24 protein-coding genes are annotated in these 22,747 nt (G+C 44.7%); 16 read left to right on the forward strand and 8 right to left on the reverse strand.

Annotation, left to right across the window (positions count from 1 at the left end):
* Window positions 1–13: 13 nt before the first annotated feature.
* From E4T80_RS07850 to hisIE, 10 genes are all read left to right on the forward strand, one after another.
* Window positions 14–583: a histidine phosphatase family protein gene (locus tag E4T80_RS07850; protein ID WP_135056986.1), complete on the forward strand. Its 570-nt coding sequence runs from the start codon at window positions 14–16 to the stop codon at window positions 581–583.
* Between the two features lie 49 nt (window positions 584–632).
* On the forward strand, window positions 633–1,028 hold the full coding sequence (locus tag E4T80_RS07855; protein ID WP_135056989.1) for a hypothetical protein: 396 nt from the start codon (window positions 633–635) through the stop codon (window positions 1,026–1,028).
* 15 nt (window positions 1,029–1,043) lie between these two features.
* Window positions 1,044–2,096 carry a histidinol-phosphate transaminase gene (gene hisC, locus E4T80_RS07860; RefSeq protein WP_059368709.1) on the forward strand — a complete coding sequence of 351 codons (1,053 nt, stop codon included), beginning with the start codon at window positions 1,044–1,046 and terminating at the stop codon, window positions 2,094–2,096.
* Between the two features lie 99 nt (window positions 2,097–2,195).
* A complete protein-coding gene (gene hisB / locus E4T80_RS07865; protein WP_135056992.1) occupies window positions 2,196–3,281 on the forward strand; it encodes a bifunctional histidinol-phosphatase/imidazoleglycerol-phosphate dehydratase HisB in 1,086 nt (361 codons plus the stop codon).
* A 179-nt stretch (window positions 3,282–3,460) separates the two neighbouring features.
* Window positions 3,461–4,150, forward strand: a complete 690-nt coding sequence (locus tag E4T80_RS07870) for a GNAT family N-acetyltransferase (RefSeq protein ID WP_135056994.1) — start codon at window positions 3,461–3,463, stop codon at window positions 4,148–4,150.
* Between the two features lie 22 nt (window positions 4,151–4,172).
* Window positions 4,173–4,763, forward strand: coding sequence for an imidazole glycerol phosphate synthase subunit HisH (gene hisH, locus E4T80_RS07875; RefSeq protein ID WP_135056997.1), 591 nt, complete (start codon window positions 4,173–4,175; stop codon window positions 4,761–4,763).
* Window positions 4,764–4,797: 34 nt separating this feature from the next.
* Entirely contained in the window at window positions 4,798–5,394 is a 597-nt protein-coding gene (locus tag E4T80_RS07880; RefSeq protein WP_135057000.1) for a hypothetical protein, read from the forward strand.
* A 23-nt stretch (window positions 5,395–5,417) separates the two neighbouring features.
* Window positions 5,418–6,167, forward strand: coding sequence for a 1-(5-phosphoribosyl)-5-[(5-phosphoribosylamino)methylideneamino]imidazole-4-carboxamide isomerase (hisA, locus tag E4T80_RS07885; RefSeq protein ID WP_135057003.1), 750 nt, complete (start codon window positions 5,418–5,420; stop codon window positions 6,165–6,167).
* Window positions 6,149–6,922, forward strand: a complete 774-nt coding sequence (hisF, locus tag E4T80_RS07890) for an imidazole glycerol phosphate synthase subunit HisF (RefSeq protein ID WP_135057006.1) — start codon at window positions 6,149–6,151, stop codon at window positions 6,920–6,922. The genes hisA and hisF overlap by 19 nt, the downstream gene beginning before the upstream one ends.
* A 49-nt stretch (window positions 6,923–6,971) precedes the next feature.
* Window positions 6,972–7,589: a bifunctional phosphoribosyl-AMP cyclohydrolase/phosphoribosyl-ATP diphosphatase HisIE gene (gene hisIE / locus E4T80_RS07895; protein ID WP_135057009.1), complete on the forward strand. Its 618-nt coding sequence runs from the start codon at window positions 6,972–6,974 to the stop codon at window positions 7,587–7,589.
* Between the two features lie 92 nt (window positions 7,590–7,681).
* On the opposite strand, the gene E4T80_RS07900 is transcribed toward hisIE, so the two are convergent.
* The 4 genes from E4T80_RS07900 to argS form a co-directional block, all read right to left on the reverse strand.
* Window positions 7,682–9,571, reverse strand: coding sequence for a BCCT family transporter (locus E4T80_RS07900; RefSeq protein WP_167740709.1), 1,890 nt, complete (start codon window positions 9,569–9,571; stop codon window positions 7,682–7,684).
* Window positions 9,572–9,654: 83 nt separating this feature from the next.
* Window positions 9,655–11,625, reverse strand: coding sequence for a BCCT family transporter (locus E4T80_RS07905; protein WP_407662373.1), 1,971 nt, complete (start codon window positions 11,623–11,625; stop codon window positions 9,655–9,657).
* A gap of 497 nt (window positions 11,626–12,122) precedes the next feature.
* Window positions 12,123–12,746 carry a DUF805 domain-containing protein gene (locus E4T80_RS07910; protein WP_135057015.1) on the reverse strand — a complete coding sequence of 208 codons (624 nt, stop codon included), beginning with the start codon at window positions 12,744–12,746 and terminating at the stop codon, window positions 12,123–12,125.
* An 86-nt stretch (window positions 12,747–12,832) separates the two neighbouring features.
* Window positions 12,833–14,560, reverse strand: coding sequence for an arginine--tRNA ligase (gene argS / locus E4T80_RS07915; protein ID WP_135057018.1), 1,728 nt, complete (start codon window positions 14,558–14,560; stop codon window positions 12,833–12,835).
* A gap of 39 nt (window positions 14,561–14,599) precedes the next feature.
* On the opposite strand from argS, the gene E4T80_RS07920 reads away from it, so the two are divergent.
* The 4 genes from E4T80_RS07920 to yccS all read left to right on the forward strand — a co-directional run bounded on the left by E4T80_RS07920 (window position 14,600) and on the right by yccS (window position 18,285).
* Window positions 14,600–15,217: a VOC family protein gene (locus E4T80_RS07920; protein WP_135057100.1), complete on the forward strand. Its 618-nt coding sequence runs from the start codon at window positions 14,600–14,602 to the stop codon at window positions 15,215–15,217.
* Between the two features lie 23 nt (window positions 15,218–15,240).
* Entirely contained in the window at window positions 15,241–15,705 is a 465-nt protein-coding gene (locus tag E4T80_RS07925; RefSeq protein ID WP_135057021.1) for an outer membrane lipoprotein, read from the forward strand.
* A 23-nt stretch (window positions 15,706–15,728) separates the two neighbouring features.
* Window positions 15,729–16,004 (forward strand): deoxyribose-phosphate aldolase, encoded by a 276-nt coding sequence (locus tag E4T80_RS07930; RefSeq protein ID WP_135057024.1) that lies wholly within the window; start codon window positions 15,729–15,731, stop codon window positions 16,002–16,004.
* A gap of 88 nt (window positions 16,005–16,092) precedes the next feature.
* Window positions 16,093–18,285, forward strand: coding sequence for a YccS family putative transporter (gene yccS / locus E4T80_RS07935; protein WP_135057027.1), 2,193 nt, complete (start codon window positions 16,093–16,095; stop codon window positions 18,283–18,285).
* Between the two features lie 6 nt (window positions 18,286–18,291).
* Here yccS and E4T80_RS07940 read toward each other — a convergent pair whose 3' ends face one another.
* Together E4T80_RS07940 and E4T80_RS07945 are read right to left on the reverse strand one after the other, a co-directional pair.
* Window positions 18,292–19,038 (reverse strand): class I SAM-dependent methyltransferase, encoded by a 747-nt coding sequence (locus E4T80_RS07940; RefSeq protein ID WP_135057030.1) that lies wholly within the window; start codon window positions 19,036–19,038, stop codon window positions 18,292–18,294.
* A complete protein-coding gene (locus tag E4T80_RS07945) occupies window positions 19,035–19,721 on the reverse strand; it encodes a M15 family metallopeptidase (RefSeq protein WP_135057033.1) in 687 nt (228 codons plus the stop codon). Before E4T80_RS07945 ends, E4T80_RS07940 begins: the two co-directional genes overlap by 4 nt.
* A gap of 157 nt (window positions 19,722–19,878) precedes the next feature.
* Between E4T80_RS07945 and E4T80_RS07950 the strand changes: the two genes are divergently transcribed.
* Entirely contained in the window at window positions 19,879–20,640 is a 762-nt protein-coding gene (locus tag E4T80_RS07950) for a Slam-dependent surface lipoprotein (protein WP_135057035.1), read from the forward strand.
* 65 nt (window positions 20,641–20,705) lie between these two features.
* On the opposite strand, the gene E4T80_RS07955 is transcribed toward E4T80_RS07950, so the two are convergent.
* The gene (locus tag E4T80_RS07955; RefSeq protein ID WP_228074259.1) at window positions 20,706–20,984 is read right to left on the reverse strand and encodes a hypothetical protein; all 279 of its coding nucleotides are present in this window, start codon (window positions 20,982–20,984) and stop codon (window positions 20,706–20,708) included.
* Between the two features lie 36 nt (window positions 20,985–21,020).
* Between E4T80_RS07955 and E4T80_RS07960 the strand changes: the two genes are divergently transcribed.
* Entirely contained in the window at window positions 21,021–21,764 is a 744-nt protein-coding gene (locus tag E4T80_RS07960) for a Slam-dependent surface lipoprotein (RefSeq protein WP_135057038.1), read from the forward strand.
* A gap of 65 nt (window positions 21,765–21,829) precedes the next feature.
* On the opposite strand, the gene E4T80_RS07965 is transcribed toward E4T80_RS07960, so the two are convergent.
* Window positions 21,830–22,657 (reverse strand): glycerophosphodiester phosphodiesterase, encoded by an 828-nt coding sequence (locus E4T80_RS07965; protein WP_135057041.1) that lies wholly within the window; start codon window positions 22,655–22,657, stop codon window positions 21,830–21,832.
* Window positions 22,658–22,747 lie beyond the last annotated feature (90 nt).

The following is a 22,747-nucleotide window of genomic DNA, read 5'->3' on the forward strand; positions in this document are numbered from 1 at the left end:
AAATAGACTAAATATGAAAAGACGTATTATTTTGATTAGACATTGCACACCGAATATCCCTAATGCCGTATGTTCGGCTAAGCAGGCTAGTCATTATTTAGAAGAATACGATAAGACGGAAAATATTTGCTTTGATGAGATTACAGCTTTTTCTTCTCCTGCAATACTAGATGAAATTAAGCAGTGCGAGTATGTATATAGTTCTCCTTTACCTCGTGCATATCTCACAGCGAGCCATTTATTTGAAAAGCATAAAATAATCGTCTGCGATGCGCTTAAAGAATTTAATTTACATATTGCAAATATTCCCTTTATTTTGTTATCTGTACAGCATTGGTTTGTAATTTCTCGTTTACTTTGGCTAATTGGGTTAAATCGAGCGACTAAAACAGCGAAACAAGAAAAATCAAGGGTAAAGCATTTTATACAGCAGCTGCCGGCAGAACAACGTTGTGTGATTGTTGCACACGGTTTTGTGATTCGAGAAATAAAAAACACACTATTAAAACAAGGCTTTTCTTGTATTTTTCTTGAAAAACACGGGTGTTTTAGTGTAACTATTTTAGAGTATAGTAGTGATTAGATAAAATATTACCTCTTTAGGGTGATAAAAAATAAAAGAAGACAATAAAATGACAGAATTAAAATATCATTATCCTAAATTACAGATTTTTGTAAAAAGTCTTTTTTACACTCAAATAATAATGATATTAACGATTTTTATCTCTTATTGGTTAGCAAGAGAATATGATAATCCGCTTGAAAACATCAATGCGGTAGTTAATAAGCTATTTTTTATTTCTACAGTACCTACTATTTTAAGTCTGTTATGGATTATTTATAAACAATATACACAACAAAATGAGGCTAAAGTATTTGCAGCTATTGTAATTGTATGGTTTATCAATATAGGTCTTTTAATCAGTTTTAATATACCTTTTTATAATAAAATCAATAAATTTTCAGGTGGCAGTTTAGCTATCGTTATTCCATTATTGATTATCCCGAAATTATTACCTAAAACATAAAAACAGGAAGCTACTATGACAATTTCACAACTTTCCAGAAAAAATATTCAAGCACTTACGCCCTATCAATCCGCTCGCCGTTTAGGCGGCAAGGGGGATGTGTGGTTAAATGCCAACGAATACCCGACTTCGCCCAATTTTGATTTAACCAACCGCACGTTTAACCGCTACCCTGAACCGCAACCGCAGGCAGTGGTGGAAGGGTATGCACGCTATGCCGGTGTTCGACCGGAAAATGTATTAGTCAGCCGTGGCGGTGATGAAAGCATTGAGTTGATTATCCGTGCATTCTGTGAAGCAGATGATACTGTTTTATACTGCCCGCCGACCTACGGAATGTATGCCGTAAGTGCGGAAACCTGTGGCATTGCGTGTAAAACTGTGCCGCTGACCGTTGATTTCCAGCTTAATTTGGTGGAAATTGAACGGCAATTAGACGGCGTGAAAGTGGTGTTCGTGTGCAGCCCGAATAACCCGACCGGCAACCTGCTCAAGCGGTCGGATTTGCTCGAACTTTTGCAAATGACCGCAGGACGTGCGATTGTGGTAGTGGACGAAGCCTATATTGAATTTTGCCCCGAAGCGACAATGGCAACGGCGTTGGCAGACTATCCGCATTTAGCCATTATCCGTACGCTCTCCAAAGCCTTTGGTTTAGCCGGGTTACGCTGCGGTTTTACCTTGGCAAATGCCGAGCTGATCCAAATTTTACAAAAGGTGATCGCCCCTTATCCTTTGCCGATTCCCGTTGCAGATATTGCCGTCCAAGCCTTACAGCCGAACGGGATTACCCAAATGCAACGCCAAGTGGCAGAGATACTGGCAAATCGTACTGATTTACAAAAAAATCTGGCTAACTCACCGCTTGTTGAATATATTTTCCCAAGCGAAGCCAATTATATTTTGGTGAAATTTAAAGAGGGGCAGCCGCTATTTAACGCTCTGTGGGATCAAGGTATTATTCTACGCAATCAACATAACGCCCTCGGCTTGCAAAATTGCATTCGGATTACGATTGGCACAGCAGCGGAAAATGCGAAAGTCATTCAAGCTATTTTAAATATTTAATGACTCTATTTGCCTAAATTGATTAAAGGCACTATTTTACACTCTGCATTGATATTATATTAACCCCTATTGAACAGGATAAACAAAGAGGACAACAAGATGCAACCCACTCTATTTATCGACCGAGACGGCACACTGATTGACGAACCGAAAACCGATTTTCAAATTGATAGTCTGGAAAAACTGAAATTTGAGCCGAACGTTATCCCTGCTTTGCTGACATTGCAAAAACGTTACCGTTTGGTAATGGTGAGCAACCAAGACGGCTTAGGCACAAAATCCTTTCCGCAAGCGGACTTTGACAAACCGCATAATGCGATGATGCAACTCTTTTCATCACAAGGCATTCATTTTGACGAGGTGCTGATCTGCCCGCATAAGCCTGAAGATCGCTGCGATTGCCGTAAGCCGAAAACGAAATTATTACAAAAATATCTTGATGAGAAACGCTTTGATCCCAGCCAAAGTTTTGTTATCGGCGATCGGGAAACGGACGTCCGGCTTGCCGAAAATCTGGGAATTCGAGCCTTGCAATATCACCCTGAAAAGTTGAGTTGGGATCTGATTGTTGAAAAATTATCAATGCAACCGACCGCTTGTATTGAGCGTCCCCCACGCTATGCCGAAGTGGTGCGTAAAACCAAAGAAACCGACATCAAGGTGCAAGTTTGGTTGGACGAAACGGGAATGAATGAAATCCGCACCGGCGTGGGTTTTTTCGACCATATGCTCGATCAAATTGCGACACATGGCGGGTTCAGAATGAACGTGTCTTGCAAAGGGGATTTATGGATTGATGAACATCACACTGTCGAGGATACTGCCCTTGCATTTGGCACAGCAATCAAACAAGCCCTTGGCGATAAAAGAGGCATTGCCCGTTTCGGCTTTGTGCTGCCAATGGACGAATGCAAAGCAGAATGTACCCTCGACTTATCCGGTCGCTCCTATTTCAAATTCAAAGCGAAGTTTAAACGGGATAAAGTCGGCGATTTCAGCACCGAAATGACCGAGCATTTCTTCCAATCCCTCGCCTATACCCTAATGGCGACCTTACACCTAAAAACCAAAGGCGACAACGACCACCACAAAATCGAAAGCCTGTTTAAAGTATTCGGCAGAACCTTAAGACAGGCAATTAAGGTGGAAGGGAGTGAGTTGCCGAGTTCGAAGGGGGTATTATAATTTTCCACAAAACGGAAATACTGTGATCAGTAGGGACGCCACGCTGGCGTCTATTATGAAAACGGAGCGTGATTTAAAACGGACGCCAGCGTGGCGTCCCTACAATGATTAGCTTGAAAGTGCGGTGGAATTTTGCAAAGTTTTTGGGATATTTGACCGCTTGTATAAGGAGAAAACCAGTGAGGTACAATCAATTTAATCAACCGATAGGTAAAGCTCTGCCCGATTTTTCTAACGGCGAGTTGCCGAGTATTGCGTTATTACAGGGGCAATATTGCCGTTTGGAGAAATTATCCGCTGCCAAACATAGTGATGATTTATTTGAAGTCTATTCTTCACCACAGCATTATTGGACTTATTTGGCTTTAGAGCCTTTTCAGCAAAAAGAGGCGTTAATGGCTTATTTAAGCCAGATTGAAACCTCACAAGATCCTTATTATTTTGTGATTATTGATGAATCGACTCAACAGGCTATCGGGACATTTGCGTTAATGCGGATTGATCAGCGTAATCGAGTGATTGAAGTGGGTTGGGTGATCTATTCTCCCAAATTACAGCAAACCAGAATAGCGACAGAAGCCCAATTTTTACTTGCTGAATATGTGTTTGAAACATTGAAATATCGCCGTTATGAATGGAAATGTGATAGTTTAAACGAACCTTCTCGCAAAGCTGCGTTACGTCTAGGTTTTATTTATGAAGGCACTTTTAGACAAGCACAAGTTTATAAGGGAAGAAATAGAGATACGGCTTGGTTTTCTATGCTAGACAGTGAATGGGAGAAAAATAAAGCCCGTTTTCAACGTTGGCTAGCGAATGACAATTTTGATGAAAACGGCAAGCAAATATTATCTCTTTCTAAGATTTGAAAATAATGATTAAGGACATTATGTGAACATTACCATCATCGACACAGGCTGTGCAAACCTGTCATCTGTCAAATTTGCCTTTGATCGCCTGAATATTCAGGCGGAAGTTAGCCGTGATTTAGCCAAAATCAAATCCGCAGACAAATTGTTGCTCCCCGGCGTGGGAACAGCACAGGCTGCGATGCAAATTTTAAAAGATCGCAATTTGATTGACACAATCCAAAATGCGACCCAGCCAATGCTTGGCATTTGCTTGGGAATGCAGTTAATGACCGAATTTTCTGCCGAAGGCAATGTCGCAACATTAAACGTAATGCAAGGTAAAACGAGCCTGTTACCAAATTGCGATTTACCCTTGCCGCATATGGGTTGGAATAAGGTCGGTTATGAGCCGGATCACCCGCTTTTTGCCGGGATTGAGCAAAATAGCCACTTTTACTTTGTGCATAGCTATGCAGTATTGCCAAATCAACATACGATAGCAACGGCTAATTATGGCGTACAGTTTTCCGCTGCGATTCAACGGGATAATTTCTATGGGGTACAGTTCCACCCAGAGCGGTCGGGGAAAAATGGGGCAAAATTGTTGAAAAATTTTGTTAAAAATATTTAAGTGCAATTAAATTTATTTTTAGGAGTCATTAGTAATGAAAAATAATGTTAGAGAAAAACTTATTGAAGAGTATAATTCACTATTAAATAAAAATAAAAGCACATCAATAAAATATTATTTTTTACTTAATAATGTCAATGTTAATTTATATTTTGATGCATATGATAGTAACTCCCCTTTACTTTCAATGATATTGTCTAGTGAGAAAAAATACTATTATACATCTCTTAATGTAAATAATGATAATATTAGAGTAGAATATTTAGAGAAAATTCCAATGATTATTCTGGAGAAAATCTTAGATAAGGATAATACATTAACTGCATTCTTTAGAAGAATAAATGAACATATAATGAATAATAATGGAAATGTTATTAATTATAACAAAGATGTTTATTTTATGAATACAATTAAGTTTGCTAATAAATCTCGAAAAGATCTGCCTTTTTTTCATCATTTAAGAAAAACACCAATGAGTGATAGCTCTTTAGAACTACTATATCAAACTATGGGAATAACTAGAGACATATTACGTAAAATACAGAGTTCTGGGTATACGATAGTAAGAACGGGAGACATATCAAAAAGAGCAGTATTAACTACTGCGTTAAAACGAGAATTAGGCGTATAACTGTTAAGTCAAAGGTAAAAATAATGAAAAAAACACAAATTATCCCCGCCCTTGATTTAATTGACGGCAAAGTCGTACGGTTACATCAAGGGGATTATGCCAAGCAAACGACTTACAGCGATGACCCTATTGCCCAATTTGCCGAATATATTCGTCAAGGGGCGAAGCAGTTGCATTTGGTTGATCTGACAGGGGCGAAAGATCCTGCTAAAAGACAGACTGCGCTTATCGGCAAGATTATTGAAGCGACAAATTGTAAAATTCAGGTGGGCGGTGGTATCCGTACCGAGCAAGATGTGGCGGATCTACTGGCAGTCGGCGCAAATCGTGTCGTGATTGGTTCAACGGCAGTGAAAGATCGTGCAAAGGTAAAAGGCTGGTTTGAGCAATATGGGGCAGACAAATTTGTCCTTGCCTTAGATGTCAACATTGATGCAAGCGGTCAGAAAATCATTGCGATTAGCGGTTGGCAAGAGGCAAGCGGGGTATCCCTTGAAGAGTTGATCGAAGAATACCAAGCGGTCGGTTTACAACACGTGTTATGTACCGATATTTCACGAGACGGCACGCTTGCCGGTTCAAACGTTTCCCTTTACCGTGAAATTTTTGCGGCTTTCCCTGAAGTTCAATTTCAATCTTCAGGCGGTATCGGTTCACTTGCTGATATTGCAGCACTCAAAGGCACGGGCGTAGCAGGCGTGATTGTCGGGCGAGCCTTGTTGGAAGGTAAATTTAATGTCGAGGAGGCGATTAAATGTTGGCAAAACGGATAATTCCTTGCTTAGATGTGAAAGACGGGCAAGTGGTTAAAGGGGTGCAATTCCGCAACCACGAGATTATCGGCGACATCGTACCGCTTGCACAACGCTATGCCCAAGAGGGCGCAGATGAGCTGGTGTTTTATGACATCACCGCCTCATCGGACGGTCGAACTGTGGATAAAAGCTGGGTGGAGCGAGTGGCTAAGGTGATCGATATTCCGTTTTGCGTGGCAGGCGGTATCAAGACGGTAGCAGATGCTGAAAAACTGTTTGCTTTTGGAGCGGATAAAATTTCGATCAACTCACCGGCGTTAGCCGATCCCTCTCTGATTTCCAGATTGGCGGATCGCTTTGGCGTGCAGGCGATCGTGGTGGGGATCGACAGTTGGTTTGAAGCGGAAAGCGGTAGATATTGGGTCAATCAATACACCGGCGATGAAAAACGCACCCGTCAAACCCAATGGCAGTTATTAGATTGGGTAAAGGAAGTGCAACAGCGTGGTGCAGGGGAAATCGTACTAAATATGATGAACCAAGACGGTGTTCGCAACGGCTATGATTTAGCACAACTAAAAAAAGTGCGGGCAGTGTGTAATGTCCCGTTAATTGCTTCGGGTGGCGCAGGAGAAATGGTGCATTTTCGTGATGCGTTTATTGAAGCGAACGTAGACGGTACATTGGCGGCGAGTGTGTTTCATAAACAGATTATTCAGATTGGGGAGTTAAAATCTTACCTCAAACAAGAAGCTGTGAACGTTCGTACATAGTTAACAGTAGTAAAATCCTAAAACAATTAGAAGAGCATTGAGGAATAATATGCAAATCAATCTAACCGAAATCAACTGGCAAAAAGTCGATAATCTTCTTCCGGTTATCGTGCAAAATGCAAAAACCTGTGAGGTGCTGATGCTGGGCTATATGAACCCAGAGGCATTAGAAAAAACACTATCCGAAAAGAGAGTAACCTTTTATTCCCGCACCAAACAACGCTTATGGACAAAAGGCGAAACCTCAGGGCATTTTCTTAATGTGGTGGATATGAGCCTAGATTGCGATAATGACAGCCTGTTAATTCTAGCCGATCCGATAGGCGAAACGTGTCATACGGGAGCGGAAAGTTGTTTTTATCAATTTGAGCAGAGCGAGCCGGATTGGATCTTTTTCAGCAAATTGGAGCGGTTAATTGCCAGCCGTAAAGGGGCAGATCCGCAAAGTTCTTACACTGCTCAACTCTATGCTAAAGGCACAAAACGGATCGCCCAAAAAGTCGGCGAGGAAGGAGTGGAAACCGCCCTTGCTGCCACAGTGAAAGATCGTGAGGAAACAATTTGTGAAGCCGCCGATTTAGCCTACCACCTCACCGTCTTATTGCAAGATGCCGGCTTGTCTTGGGGTGATGTGATTGGTAAATTAAAACAACGTTCCGGCAAATAATCGTATTTTATGCCTCGTTGTATAAAATAAGGGACACAGTGTCCCTTATTTTATAGCGCATTTGCAAAAAAACGAGCCAAACCTACCGCTTGTTATGGTACGGCTAATTTTGCCGTATAGTCGGTTTCATATTGCTGCAAAATATCGGCGATAAGTTCATCTTTCGCTAACGGCTGAATTGCGTAGGATTTATCATTGGTGTAAACCGTTAATTTATATTCATTTTGTGCGGATTTCTCCATTATCAGGGTGTAGTGAAACGGCTGATTTTCTTGGTTCTCAATCCATAGTGTGATTTTCGGTATATCCGCATCGAAATCCGTTTCTAAATGGCTGCTTAACTCGTAAATACCAATCAGTTCTTGACGTAACTCCCGCATTGCAATTTGCGCCGTGCGTTTGAGATAAGTCAATATATCCTGTTGCTGATAAGGGGTTAATAGGTTTTCGAGTTGCGTTCGCCAATCCTTTTCCGACCAAGATTGCGTATGGTATGTGTTATGGTGGTAGTGATAATCCAAACGTAGTCCTTTTAGTAGGCTTACTGCCATCATTAACATCAATAGAGCAAAGGGCAAAGAGAAGATCAGCATTGTGCCTTGTAGTGCTTCAATGCCACCCGATTGAAACAGAATAAAGGTGGTAATGCTCATCAACCCGCCCCAAAAGATGATTTGCCAACGGGGTGATAGCTGACTTTTATCCCGCGATGAAATGTGATTGAGAATATAAACGCCAAAATCAATGGTCGTCATAAATAGCACTAAAATCAAACTTAATGTGGCAAGGTTTAATATTGAAGCAAAGGGTAAATAATCTAAAAACGCAAATAATAATTTTCCGCTTTGGCCGATCATTTCCGCTAATTGCCCATCGGCAAAATAGGTATTTACCCAAATTGCCCCGTTACCAAAAATAGAGAACCATAGAATAAAAAACAAGCTGGGGACAATTAACACCCCCAAAATAAATTCCCGAACCGTTCTGCCTTTTGAAATGCGAGCGATAAACAGCCCGAACGCCGGCGCCCACGAAAACCACCAAGCCCAGTATAAAATCGTCCATTGATTAAACCATTGTTGGTGTTGCTGTTCGTAAATATAGGTTTTAAAGCTGACACTAACCAAACTACTCAAGTAGTAGCCGATATTTTCGGTAAAACTGGCAAGTAAATGGGCGGTCGGGCCGGCAAGCAACACGAACAGCATTAAGCAAAGAGAGAGGGCAAGGCTTAATTCACTGATTATCCGTAACCCTTTGGTGATCTTTTGGGTTGAAATGGCAATTGCAATGAGAAAAACCGCCCCGATAATCAATTGAATGGTTACGCTAAATTCTTCGCTCAAGGCAGCATTAAGGCGAATGGCACTATACGCCAGTGTGGTAATCAAACCGAAAATGGTCGCACATAGCCCCAAAATATCGATCATATCACCTAATTTGCCGTTAATCCGTTGCTTGAGCAGCGGATAGAAGCAGGAACGCAGTGAAAGCGGTAATTTATAGCGAAAGCCGAAATAAGCAATCGCCAGTGCGATTAAACCATAAATCGCCCACGCATTGATACTCCAATGGAAAATACTTTGAAACACCGCTTTTTGTTCAATGCTCTGTTGAGAAAGAGGAAACAGGGCGTGGGAAAGGGGTTCGGCAACGCCAAGGAAAATAATCCCAATCCCCATTCCGGCGGTAAAAAGCAGAGCAAACCAACTTGTGAGACTGAGTTCCGGCTCGCTTTCATCATCACCCAATTTGGTATCACCGTAGCGGCTGAGTACCAAAAAGCCGAGAAAGAAGATGAAAAAAGCACTGGTGAGAATATAGACCCAGCCGAAATGGTGAAAAATCTGCTCTCTTGCCGCCAAGATCAGCGTAATTGCCGTTTCACGATCAAGCAGTACAACGCCGATGATGGCACTGCAAAACAGCAAGCTAATCAGTACAACCGGCTTATTAAAGGTGGTGGCAAAAGGTACTCGCATTCAATTTCTCTCAATTTCGGCAGGCAAGCGGTGAGAATAGCCCCTCTTTTTGCAAACTCTTGCCCTAAACTCACCGCTTGTTTTTACTCTGCCAGCTCGGTTTGTTCGTGAGCCATCAATTCCTGACCGACATCATCTAATAAGCTGAGATAGCGTTCATACTGTTTGAGAATATCGGCAATCAGCTCGTTGCGGGTCATATACTGTACATCGTAACCGCTGCGTCCGTCAAAGAAGTAGGTTATCGGCTGATAGGTCATTGAATGTTGCAAGTGCGGCAGATTTTCATCATCTAATAACTGCTCCGACACTTCGTGTCCGACCGATTTGATGCCGTACATAAAATCCCGCATTGATTCTTTACGGATAATCAATTCGACCGAAGGCTCTTCATTTTCAAAGGCTTGTACAATCTCAACATTCAGATTATGCACCCCGATTAACTCTTGACGTAGCTCCCGCATTGCAGGTAACGCCGTTTGTTTTAAGAATTTCACAATGTCTTTTTCTTGGGTTTGATTGAGCATTTGCCCTAGGCGCTCTTTCCATTTCTCGCCTGTCCAGAAAATGCTGGTTGGCGTAACTTTCGCGTCAAAATATTTTTTATCCACGTTCAGCCCTTTCCATAGGCTCAAGCACATTACCAACATTAACATTGCAAACGGCAGTGCGACAATCAGTGTCATCGTTTGGAGCGTGCTTAATCCGCCAGCCCCCAACAGCACAATCGCCACAACTGCCATTAACACGCCCCACATTACCGCTTGCCAGCGGGGAGAAGCCAAACTTTTATCCCGTGAGGCAATATTATTCAGCACATAGATGCCTGAATCGGCGGAGGTTATAAAAAACAGTGCGATAACGATCAATGTTACGACACCGGTAACCATCGGTAGCGGTAAGTAGTCTAAAAAGGTGAACAGCAGTTTTTCCGGTGCATTGATTAACTCGTGTAATGCGCCGTTAGCCACGTTGAGATCGAACCAAATCGCACTATTACCGAAAACGGTGAACCATAAAACGCAGAATAGGCTTGGTACGGCGAGCACGCCGAAAATAAATTCACGCACGGTGCGTCCGCGAGAGATACGGGCGATAAACAGTCCGACAAACGGTGCCCAAGAGCACCACCACGCCCAGTAAAGCACCGTCCAGCCGGTAAACCATTCGGTATTTTCCGTTTCGTAGGCATAGGTTTTAAAACTCAGCTCAACAATGTGGCTTAAATAGAAGCCTAAATTATCGCTAAATGCAGAAAGCAAGTAGAGTGTCGGGCCGGCAATTAACACAAATAACATCAGTAAAAAAGCCAAACCCAAATTGATTTCACTGAGCATTTTGACTCCTTTACCGACACCGGAGATCGCCGAAAATACAGCAAGCCCCATTACTACCACAATAATCGCAATTTGGACGGCAAAGTTACTTTCCGATAGCCAGCCAAGCTGTTCAAGTCCCGCCCCCAGTTGCGATGCGCCAAAACCGAGAGTAGTGATGATCCCGAACAGGGTAGCAATTAACGCCATAATATCAATACCATCGCCGATCTTACCGTTGATTCGCTCTTTTAATAACGGGTAGAAGCAGGAACGCAGTGCCAAAGGGAGCTTATAGCGGAAAGCAAAATAGGCAAGGGCAAGTGCCATTACGGCATACACTGCCCAAGCGTGAATTCCCCAGTGGAAAACCGTGTGCAACAGTGCCTGCTGCTGACGTTGTTCCAAACTGCCGTGGGTAATATTGGAAAAGTAGTGAGTGAGCGGTTCGGCAACCCCGAAGAACATCAATCCCACCCCCATTCCGGCGGCAAACAGCATCGCCAGCCAAGATAAAAATGAAAACTCGGGCGTTTCTTCGTTTGCGCCGAGTTTGATATTGCCTAGGCTACTCACGGATAAGATGAGCAAGAAGCCGAGAAATATTGAAAAAGTTAAGACATAAAACCAACTAAAATTGGCAAAAATAGCGGCTTTTGCCCAGTTGAGTACGGATTGACTCTGCTCGGGCAAGATTAAGGTTGCTAAGATCAGTAGCACCACCAACAATAAGGTCATTGAAACTACAAACAGATTAAATGATGAGTTATTTTGGATCTTTTTTAAAATCGTCAAAACATACACTCCTATTTTTAAATTAAGGTGATAGATCACAGTGTGAAATATCAATCGAACTGCCCGCCAAACGAGCGGGCAAACGGCGCATATACTGCGAGCGGAAGGGTGAATAAATACCCAAAAATAAGATGAAAATCAGTGATATTATGTTACTAATTTCTATAATTCCTTGAAAGTATAGCACATTATCCGTTTTTACGCAAAAACACCGTATTTTGTGCTTTTTTAGGTGAGATTAAAGGGAGAAATAACCGTGAAGCCTGCGGTAAGCAAGCGGTTAATTAAACAGCATTTTTTGCAAAATATATGCTCTGTCGAAGTGATGAGAACTTAAACTTGGGTAATTTTAGGGACATTACGTTTATTAACATAATTTCTTTATATACCGGCTAGATAGGGGCAGAAATAGATGATCTAGCCGGCTAAATATGAGAGAGCTATTGTGATTGTACTAATGGCGGTGTCTGTTGCTCGGATAGGGTGTTTTCTACCGCTTTCGGATCCGGTCCGTATCGGTTGGTAAAACGTTGACCGTCTTTCAACAACAAAATACAGTGGAACACAAAGATAAACAGCAAGGAACATAAAATAATCAAATTAGCATAGGCGATTGTACTGCCGATTTCTCGCATTTGAGTTTCATCTATATGGGCGAGATTTGGTGGGACTAGCTCAAGGTATGATGTTATAAAGATAGAACCGGCAATGCTAATCAATAGGGGCGGCAGATAAGCGGCAAGCTGCCACCAGCCCGACCACCCTAAATCGTGTAGGCGGCGGGTATTGAGGCTGAACGTTGCCAGCGATATTACAATGACGTAGGCGAACAGCGCAATGCCAATCAATGCCATAATTACCCACATACCGATAAAACTCGTTTCAGACAAATTTGGCCATGTCGAAAAGAGATTAAGGGAAAAGAGGGCAGCGATAAGCATAAACACAAATTGGAAGCCGAACTGCAATAGGATATTCGTCAGGATAAACCAACCGTATTCCGCCCGTCTTGCCCGCCCTTGATAGTTAAAAGTATTTTTTAATGCGTGAATAAACCATTTCATCGTCAAACCTCACAAAGAAAACATATTGCAAAAAAGTAGGGTCATTTGACCGCTTATCAATCAGGGGCTATTTAGCCCCTGCGATATCACATTTTTTCTACCGTCTTAATACCGAGTAAGTCCAAGCCTTGTTTTAAGGTTTTGGCGGTTAAATATGCGAGTTGTAAGCGGCTTTGTTTTACGCTTTCTTCGGCATTGAGGATCGGGCAAGCCTCGTAGAAGCTGGAGAATACGCCTGCCAATTCATAGAGGTATTGGCATAAAACGTGCGGTGTCCCCTCTTTTGCCACTACTGTGATCGCCTCTTCAAATTGCAGTAATTTTAGGGCGAGGCTACGTTCTTTGTCTTCGCTAAGGTGAATTTCGCCGCTAAGTTGGGTTGGATCAATGCCCGCCCGGCTGAAGATCGAACGAATACGGGTATAGGCATACTGCATATAAGGGGCAGTATTGCCCTCGAAGCTCAGCATATTATCCCAATCAAAGACGTAATCGGTCGTGCGGTTTTTGGAGAGATCGGAATATTTCACCGCCCCGATTGCCACCGCTTCAACCACGGCTTGTCGCTCGCAAGCGGTCAGATCCGGATTTTTTTCTGCAATCAATTTTGCCGCACGTTCTTCGGCTTCGTTCAGTAAATCGACCAAACGTACCGTGCCGCCGCTGCGGGTTTTAAACGGTTTGCCGTCTTTGCCGAGCATCATTCCGAAGTTGTGATGTTCAAGGCTGAAACTGTCCGGCACATAACCGGCTTTACGGGTAATCATCCACGCCTGCTGCATATGCTGGCTTTGGCGAGAGTCGGAAAAGACCAAAGCACGATCGGCTTTGAGGGTATGGCAACGGTATTTTGCCGCTGCAATATCGGTGGTGGTATAGAGGAAACCGCCATCTTTTTTCTGCACAATCACGCCCATCGGCTCGCCGTCTTTATTTTTAAATTCATCAAGGAAAACCACCAATGCGTCGTCATCTTCCACTGCCAAGCCTTGCGCTTTGAGATCTGCCACGATATCCGGCAGCATAGGGTTATACAGGCTTTCGCCCATTACGTCTTTTTCGGTCAGCGTAACATTTAAGCGTTCATAGTTACTCTGATTTTGCTGCATCGTAATATCGACTAATTTTTTCCACATTGTGCGGCAATACTCATCACCGCTTTGCAATTTCACCACATAATGACGGGCTTTTTCGGCAAAGGCTTCGTCGTTATCATAGTGCGCTTTAGCGGCACGGTAAAAGGCTTCCAAATCCCCTAGTTCCATTTCACTGGCGTGTTCGTTTTCCATTTTTTCCAAGTAGGCGATCAGCATACCGAACTGTGTGCCCCAGTCGCCGACGTGGTTTGCCCGAATGACCTTATTGCCCAAAAATTCCAGCACCCGCACTACGCTGTCGCCGATAATGGTTGAACGTAAATGCCCAACGTGCATCTCTTTTGCCACGTTTGGCGAGGAGTAATCCGCCACCACCGTTTGTGTGTGGTTTAAATGAACGCCGAGTTTGTCATCGGCTAAGGCGTGCTGAACATTATTTGCCAGCCAAGTGGGATTGAGAAAAATATTGATGAACCCCGGCCCGGCAATCTCTAATTTGTCGGCAATGCCGTTCAAATCCAGCTGATCCAACACGTTTTGGGCAAATTCACGCGGGTTTTTCCCCAATTTTTTGGCAGCACCCATAATACCGTTTGCTTGGTAATCACCGAATTGCACCTTGCCTGATTGACGCACAAGCGGTTCAACATTGTTGTCTGCCCCCGCCTTAATCATTGCGTGCTTGATTTTTTCCGATAGAATGTGTTGAATATTCACGATAATTCCTATTGATGATACGTTACAAAAATGGCTGTAATGATACTAAAAAACCCCGCTAAAAACTCGCCTTTTGCAAATTTTTTCGTAAAACTGACCGCTTGTTTCGGTGAGTTAGCCGAGTTTGAACGGAAAATCCGGCAAATTAGCGACATCGCCCGCCTGCCCCTCTCACAGTTTGAGATCGATCATTTGGCGGTGAGAATGAATAATATTGAGACGGCACATCAATGGCGAACGCTGTTAGGGGAAGGAGCGACATTGCTGAAAGAGAGTGAAGTCAACGGGCGACCAATCAGCTTGTTTCGCCTTCATCAGCCCCTCGACTTTCTCGGTCAACGGGTGTCGGTGATTGAATTGCCGTTTCCGAAGGGCAAAGTCTATGCTGAACAAGGTTGGGAACATATTGAGGCGGTTGTGCCGCTGTTGCCGGCAGAAACGATCGAGCAGTGGATTACAAGGGTATGCACACAATTTCAGTTAGCGGAAAATCCGGCGTTAATATTGAAAATCAGCCAGCCGCACGTGAGCGGTGAAAGATTAGCCAATCCGACCATTGCGATCCGATTACGAGATGCAACTTATTACAATCCTACTTGTCTGAAGCTGCACCCTTATTCGATTGATGACGTTGTACGTTCGGAATCTAGAGATTAACCTTTAATTTTTTGGAGCATAAAATGAAAAAAATCGGTTTAACCGGTGCGTTAATGGCAAGCTTTGCATTGGTAGGTTGTTCAAATACGGATATTTACAGTGGTAGCGTATATAGCGGTAGCCAAGCGAAAGAAGCGCGGGCAATCAGCTACGGCACGATCGTTTCGGTACGTGAAGTGAAAATTCAAGCTGAAAATAACGGTGTGTTAGGCACAGTCGGCGGCGGCGTATTGGGCGGTATTGCCGGTTCAACCGTGGGAGGTGGCCGTGGGCAAGCGATTGCGACCACTGTGGGCGCAATTGCCGGTGCGATGATCGGCAGTACCGTTGAAGAAAAAGTGAGCCAAGTTTCCTCCTTGGAAATGGTGATCCGTAGAGATAACGGGCAAGAAATTGTCGTTGTGCAGAAAAAAGAAGCTGGTTTTGTGCCGGGCAAACGTGTTAGAATCGTTGGGTCTAGTTCAGATCTTAATGTTTCTCTACTGTAATCATTATCCTTAAGGAACTTAAAATGAAAAAACTTTCTCTTGTTTTATTGATGAGTGCTATTGTAAGTGCTTGTACCGCCGATGTTTATGCAGACAAAGGTAACGCCACTATTTTAAGTAGCAAAGACCTTTCTGAAAATGTAGTTGAATTAGTGGTACAAAAAGACAACGGCGAATTAGTTACAATGACCCGTGAATACGATGCACACGCAGCGGTTGGTGCACGTGTGAATGTTACAGAAAATTACAACCACGAAGATCCGGATTTAAAAACAATCACTCGCTACGAGTTTAAATAATCCGTCAAAAACCTCGACACGTTCGAGGTTTTTTTCCGGCTGAAATTCGCCTAAAATGGCAAAAAATCGCTGAAAACAGACCGCTTGTATGAACACCTTGCTCAAAAAGCTCTCTTTCGATTGGCTGAATGCGAATATTGTCGGCACATTACCCATTTTCTTTGCAACCAACCTTGCCGCCCTTAGCATTTGGCAGCTCAATATTTCCGAACACACAATGCCGTTGATGCTGGGGATTATTGCCGCCGGCTTGTCTGATTTGGATAACCGCCTAACCGGCAGGCTTAAAAATCTCTTTTTTACCTTGGTCGCCTTTGCGATCTCTTCACTGTCTGCGCAACTTGCACTGAGCCACGGTTGGCTGTTTATTCCACTGATTACCCTGATCACTTTCGTGGTGATTATGCTCGGTGCAATTGGACAACGTTACAGTACTATCGCTTTCGGCACTTTGCTGGTCGCCCTTTATACTACATTGAGCTACAACCCGATTGTGCCTTGGTATAGCAATACATTGCTGATTTTATTCGGCACGCTGATCTATGGTTTTGTCGCAGTGATTGTCTATCTCTGTTTCCCGCACCGTGCGGTACAGGAAAATATGGCGCAATATTTTGAGGCACTGAGCCGATATTTGCAGATCAAAGCCGATTTTTTTGACCCTGACGATACCGATTGCCTCCCCGCCAAGCAATTCGCCCTCGCTCAAGCCAATATTGCGGTAATGAGCGCATTTGATAAAACACGGGTGGCGTTGTTTTATCGCCTGCGGGGGCAGCACCGCCATTTACGCACCCAAAAGATGCTGCGTTACTACTTCATCGGGCAGGATATTTGGGAACGGGCAAGCTCCAGCCACTCGCAGTATGATACGCTGTTTGAGCAACTTAAAAACACCGATCTGATTTTCCGCTTTCAACGGATTTTGGAACTGCAAGCCATTGCCTGCCAACAGGTAGCGACAGCTTTACGACATAATCAGCCTTATCAGCACAATATGCGTGGTGAAAAAGTATTGGCGGGCTTGATTCAATCCCTCCGCTATCATCAGCAACAGGGTGTGTTACAACGGCACAAACTGCAATCTATTGCGGATAATCTGCGCAATATTGAGGGGCAATTGGCACAACTTGGGGAAGATAAGGGGAATATCGATCTTCGCAAAAAATCGCCGCCAACCGCCCGCTTGATCGCCGAAAACGTGTCCGGATTTCGCAATATGGTGCAGGCAATCCGCAGCCAGTGCCATTTGGGGTCGCAACTGTTTCGCCACGCCGTACGGCTTTCGATTGTGGTATTTTTGTCCAGTTTAATGGTAGAACTGTTTGCGATTGAACAGGGCTATTGGATTTTGTTGACCGCCGTGTTGGTGTGCCAGCCGAACTATTCCGCCACCAAAAAACGCCTGACACAACGTGTAATCGGCACTGTGCTGGGGGTGATAGTCGGGCTGTCTTTCCGCTATCTTTCCCCAACCCTTGAAGCGCAGCTCGGCATATTAGTTGCGTCCAGTAGCCTGTTCTTTTTCTTTCGCTCCAACAATTACAGTTTTTCCACCTTTTTCATCACGATTCAAGTGTTGGTCAGTTTTGATGTGGTCGGGTTAGATCCGAACGGCGCAATGTTGCCGCGGATTTTTGACACACTGATCGGCGTAGGCATTGCGTGGTTTGGGGTCGCTTATCTGTGGCCGGATTGGCGGTTTGTCAATTTGCATAACAGCTTGCGGGAAACCTTAAAAGCCAGCGCTCACTATTTACGTCATATTGTTGCCCAGTTACAGTTCGGCTATCGGGATCAGTTTTCCTATCGAGTGGCACGGCGGGCGGCACAAAATGCCGTTACCGGATTAAGTACGGCGGTATCGAATATGGCGGGCGAGCCGAAAAAATACCGCCAGCCCCTTGAGTTTGCCCCTACTTTGCTCGGTTTGAGCTATACCTTGCTCAGTTATATTTCCGCCTTAGGTTCACAGCGTACTCAAAGCGAGAGTCTTAATCATCATATTGATTTTGCCGCAGTTTTCTTCAAACAGGGCAAACAAATCGCCAAATTATTGGACAATATGGCAAAAGGTGTTGATTGCAACGAACAAAAGATTTTGGCGATAGATACGCAGCTACAAACGTTTGAGGCACAATATCAGCACTGTATTGACGAACAGAGCTTGGTACTGTTGCAGCAGCTACGCCTAATTGTGCAGATGCTGCCGCAACTTTGGCATTTTGTGGAGCAGGAAAAGCATTATAATCACCACAAAAAGCAACTCACACCTGCCTAATTCACCTTATTTGAGGTGGGAGAGATAGACATCAAAGCGATGATTTTTGGTGGTCTGACTGAAATCAGGCGTTTGTCCGGCGAGAAACGGCGCATAGTCGGGGCGTTTAACCACCACGCGTTTACGGGCAAGCCGTTTTGCCGGTGCAAAAAACGCATCGCTGTCTAAATCCGCGCCGACTAAATGTTGAAAGACCCGAATCTCTTTTTTGACTAACGCACTTTTTTGCTTATGCGGGTACATTGGGTCAAGGTACACCACATCGGCAAACTCGGTATCGGGCGACAATGCTTCGATGGTGCGGGCGTCCGCCAAGACCATTCGTTGTTGCATAAAGCCCCCGATTTCCGCATCTTGATAGGCACGTTGCAAACCGTCTTCCAGCAACGCGCAGACGATCGGCTGGCGTTCAACCAGCACCACTTTGCAGCCGACACACGCCAGCACAAAGGCATCTCGCCCCAGTCCTGCGGTGGCATCGATCACGGTCGGCAAATAATCCCCTTTAATCCCGACCGCTTTAGCAACCGCTTCCCCCCGTCCGCCGCCGAATTTGCGCCGATGTGCCATTACGCCATCGACAAAATTGACCGCAATCGCCCCCAATTTCGGCTCGTCCAATTTGCGCAGCTCCAATCGCTCATTTGTTTGTACCAACGCCAAGATTGCATCGGGGGTATGCGTGAGCTGCCATTTTTCGCAAACGGCTTGAAAGCGTTCACGAAAATCACTTTGGTTAATCAACTGGATCATAAAATAAACCGTTCAAAAATCTCATCAAGGTGGGCAAGCAAACAGGCTTTGCCGGCAATCTCTTCACCCTGCCACGCCGTTTGCAATATTTCGGCAGTAAACGAGCGCTCGTACTGCTCGGCAAGGGGAAAATAGCTGATATGCCACGGCTCTTGCCCGATATGTTTGTCCGTTTGCTCTAAAAACGGAAAGTAAAAGCCAAAGGTTTCGCTATTGACGAGCAGCCAGTTGGTGAGTTGTTGAAAATAGCCGCCTGTCTGATACTCCCAAGGTTCAAGCTGCAAAGGCTGATCCGGCGGCAGTAAATCGGGGTCGAAAATATCAATTTCTGTCCCCCAATGATGGCGGCTCGCCCCCGGCATTGCCGACCAACGCAAAATCGCTTGGCTTTTTTGCCAATCGGACAGCCTGCGAAATTCAATGGCGCAACCGTGATCATCGTGGACTTTTCGCTCACCGTTAAATTTAGCGTTCCAAATCATTTTTTGCCGCTCAAAGTCCCGATAGGTGCTGGCAGGCTGAAGATTAAAGCCCGCTTGTTTCGCCGCCTGTTGTAACGCAAGAAAGGCAGTAACCGCCTCAGGTTGCAAGGCGTGTTTATCGGATAACGGGTTCGGTAAACCGGCTAAATGCTCACGGCTTTTACCGGTCAGAACCGCGTTGAAATTTGCAAAATTAGGCATTCATCTCACCGCTTGTATGGGTTTATCACCGTGCTAATTATAAGAGAAAACCACAAAATCAAAAAATATTTGCCGCCGAAATCGTTCTTAAGTTTTTCTTCATCTTTTCTTGTTTAAATTGCTGCCGTATTCACACAACACTTAAAATGAGGTCTTTATGAAATCTTTAGCAAAAATGAGTTTAACTGCTCTGTGCCTTGCTACTCTTACCGCTTGTTCCAGCGGCGGCAAAGGCGATGACGATTCCAAAGCGGTTTCGCCAAGCAGTGTCGGTACACCGACTGCGGTGCAAGCGAACGGTAATACACAGGCTCAATCCGGTAATGCGTCGTCAAATCAAGCCGCTAGCCAAAATGCAGCGGTGGCTTCAACGGGCATTCAACAAGGCACACTTTCGCCGACCACATTAGTGGTGGACGGCACAAGCTATAATCTTGCACCGGTTGGCGCTTCTGCAAGAGAAATCCACTCGTTCGGGGCGAATGTCGAATTAGTGCGTGAAGTGGAAGACAACGGGCAGTATTTCGGCTTTACCTCAAAAGGTACAGGCACACAACGTTACGCTTATGCCGGCAGTTTAGTGCCGGAAACACAAAATATGCCGACACAAGGCATCGCACGCTACGAGGGTGATGTTGTGTATAGCTACGGCGGCCCGATGAGAGACGGCGATGCGGAACTGATGGCAAATTTCGGGACGAAAACCCTATCCGGCGTCTTTGAAAACAGCCACTACGGTAATGTTGCCGTGAATGCCACAATTAACGGCTCGGCATTTAACGGTCAGGCGGTGGCACAGGGTGTTGCCCCAGCCACCCTTTCCGGTAAATTCTACGGTGTAAATGCCAACGGGATTGCCGGCGTATTCGGCAATGCGGATAACACCTTAGGCGGCGCATTTGGGGCGGATAGAGAATAATTTCCCCAATACTCATTAAACGGGAACGCCGGTTTTCCCGATAAAATCGGCGTTCCCATCATAGCTTAATATACCCGTTTACCCGCCTGTTCAATCAAGGACTTGAGATAGGGAATGTCATCGTGGCTTAACATATCAATTAAGCCGGCACGAAGCCATTCGATAATCTCACTTTCGGCATCATAGCCATATTTTGCATTGTAGGCTTGGGTGGGGCTAATACCGTCTTTGGACTCGTGCAGATACAAGCGGACGGATAGCCCCGCTTTTTTGTAAGCCTCTAAATCATCTCTATGTACATAGTGATATTCCACACAGACGCTGTCGGCATTAGATGCCAGCACCGCAGCAAGCTGATTTTGGTAACGCGCTAGGGTAACATGAGTTTAACTGCTCTGTGCCTTGCTACTCTTACCGCTTGTTCCAGCGGCGGCAAAGGCGATGACGATTCCAAAGCGGTTTCGCCAAGCAGTGTCGGTACACCGACTGCGGTGCAAGCGAACGGTAATACACAGGCTCAATCCGGTAATGCGTCGTCAAATCAAGCCGCTAGCCAAAATGCAGCGGTGGCTTCAACGGGCATTCAACAAGGCACACTTTCGCCGACCACATTAGTGGTGGACGGCACAAGCTATAATCTTGCACCGGTTGGCGCTTCTGCAAGAGAAATCCACTCGTTCGGGGCGAATGTCGAATTAGTGCGTGAAGTGGAAGACAACGGGCAGTATTTCGGCTTTACCTCAAAAGGTACAGGCACACAACGTTACGCTTATGCCGGCAGTTTAGTGCCGGAAACACAAAATATGCCGACACAAGGCATCGCACGCTACGAGGGTGATGTTGTGTATAGCTACGGCGGCCCGATGAGAGACGGCGATGCGGAACTGATGGCAAATTTCGGGACGAAAACCCTATCCGGCGTCTTTGAAAACAGCCACTACGGTAATGTTGCCGTGAATGCCACAATTAACGGCTCGGCATTTAACGGTCAGGCGGTGGCACAGGGTGTTGCCCCAGCCACCCTTTCCGGTAAATTCTACGGTGTAAATGCCAACGGGATTGCCGGCGTATTCGGCAATGCGGATAACACCTTAGGCGGCGCATTTGGGGCGGATAGAGAATAATTTCCCCAATACTCATTAAACGGGAACGCCGGTTTTCCCGATAAAATCGGCGTTCCCATCATAGCTTAATATACCCGTTTACCCGCCTGTTCAATCAAGGACTTGAGATAGGGAATGTCATCGTGGCTTAACATATCAATTAAGCCGGCACGAAGCCATTCGATAATCTCACTTTCGGCATCATAGCCATATTTTGCATTGTAGGCTTGGGTGGGGCTAATACCGTCTTTGGACTCGTGCAGATACAAGCGGACGGATAGCCCCGCTTTTTTGTAAGCCTCTAAATCATCTCTATGTACATAGTGATATTCCACACAGACGCTGTCGGCATTAGATGCCAGCACCGCAGCAAGCTGATTTTGGTAACGCGCTAGGGTAACGACTTGTAATTTGACTTCGGGATAAAGTGATTTAACCTGATTGATCAACCTGTGGTCGAATGCCAATAATAAAATGTGATTCACCGCCCCGGTTTCTCTAATAAGATCTGCCAAGACTTCTGCAAATCGTTGATGATTCCGCCGCTGCTTCGCTTCAACGACTAAGCCCAAATTATGTTTCACCGCCCAGATTAGCACCTCTTTTAGTTCTGGAATTTCCGTACCGACAAACACCGAGCTAAATTTTGCTCCGTAATCATATTGGCGTAACTGGGCAAGAGTCATTTGTTCGACATACCCCTCACCATTAGATACCCGCTCAATCGAAAAATCGTGAATAACAACGATTTTTTCATCTTTGGTCATCGCAATATCCAATTCGACACTGTGTGTACCCGCTTGATACGCACCGACAAAGGCAGCCATTGTATTTTCCGGATAAGCGGCACTGTAACCACGATGGCTATTTGCCAACACAGTATTGTGCCGGCTCACGTTAAATTGAAAGCCCATTAGAGACTCCTTTTGAGTTAAAAAAATAAATCAAATTGTATGATAAAGTCATTTTATACGCAATTATTTATACGGTGTAGTCATCATATT

The sequence above is a fragment of the Muribacter muris genome, assembly GCF_004569585.1.
Lineage (GTDB): Bacteria > Pseudomonadota > Gammaproteobacteria > Enterobacterales > Pasteurellaceae > Muribacter > Muribacter muris.

Bases quoted from the DNA above. Each gene is read 5' to 3' on its own strand.
- E4T80_RS07850 (WP_135056986.1), top strand. From the start codon at position 14: ATGAAAAGACGTATTATTTTGATTAGACATTGCACACCGAATATCCCT.
- E4T80_RS07855 (WP_135056989.1), top strand. From the start codon at position 633: ATGACAGAATTAAAATATCATTATCCTAAATTACAGATTTTTGTAAAA.
- hisC (WP_059368709.1), top strand. From the start codon at position 1,044: ATGACAATTTCACAACTTTCCAGAAAAAATATTCAAGCACTTACGCCC.
- hisB (WP_135056992.1), top strand. From the start codon at position 2,196: ATGCAACCCACTCTATTTATCGACCGAGACGGCACACTGATTGACGAA.
- E4T80_RS07880 (WP_135057000.1), top strand. From the start codon at position 4,798: ATGAAAAATAATGTTAGAGAAAAACTTATTGAAGAGTATAATTCACTA.
- hisA (WP_135057003.1), top strand. From the start codon at position 5,418: ATGAAAAAAACACAAATTATCCCCGCCCTTGATTTAATTGACGGCAAA.
- hisF (WP_135057006.1), top strand. From the start codon at position 6,149: ATGTTGGCAAAACGGATAATTCCTTGCTTAGATGTGAAAGACGGGCAA.
- hisIE (WP_135057009.1), top strand. From the start codon at position 6,972: ATGCAAATCAATCTAACCGAAATCAACTGGCAAAAAGTCGATAATCTT.
- E4T80_RS07900 (WP_167740709.1), bottom strand. From the start codon at position 9,571: ATGCGAGTACCTTTTGCCACCACCTTTAATAAGCCGGTTGTACTGATT.
- E4T80_RS07905 (WP_407662373.1), bottom strand. From the start codon at position 11,625: ATGACCTTATTGTTGGTGGTGCTACTGATCTTAGCAACCTTAATCTTG.
- E4T80_RS07910 (WP_135057015.1), bottom strand. From the start codon at position 12,746: ATGAAATGGTTTATTCACGCATTAAAAAATACTTTTAACTATCAAGGG.
- E4T80_RS07920 (WP_135057100.1), top strand. From the start codon at position 14,600: ATGATACTAAAAAACCCCGCTAAAAACTCGCCTTTTGCAAATTTTTTC.
- E4T80_RS07925 (WP_135057021.1), top strand. From the start codon at position 15,241: ATGAAAAAAATCGGTTTAACCGGTGCGTTAATGGCAAGCTTTGCATTG.
- E4T80_RS07930 (WP_135057024.1), top strand. From the start codon at position 15,729: ATGAAAAAACTTTCTCTTGTTTTATTGATGAGTGCTATTGTAAGTGCT.
- yccS (WP_135057027.1), top strand. From the start codon at position 16,093: ATGAACACCTTGCTCAAAAAGCTCTCTTTCGATTGGCTGAATGCGAAT.
- E4T80_RS07940 (WP_135057030.1), bottom strand. From the start codon at position 19,038: ATGATCCAGTTGATTAACCAAAGTGATTTTCGTGAACGCTTTCAAGCC.
- E4T80_RS07945 (WP_135057033.1), bottom strand. From the start codon at position 19,721: ATGCCTAATTTTGCAAATTTCAACGCGGTTCTGACCGGTAAAAGCCGT.
- E4T80_RS07950 (WP_135057035.1), top strand. From the start codon at position 19,879: ATGAAATCTTTAGCAAAAATGAGTTTAACTGCTCTGTGCCTTGCTACT.
- E4T80_RS07960 (WP_135057038.1), top strand. From the start codon at position 21,021: ATGAGTTTAACTGCTCTGTGCCTTGCTACTCTTACCGCTTGTTCCAGC.
- E4T80_RS07965 (WP_135057041.1), bottom strand. From the start codon at position 22,657: ATGGGCTTTCAATTTAACGTGAGCCGGCACAATACTGTGTTGGCAAAT.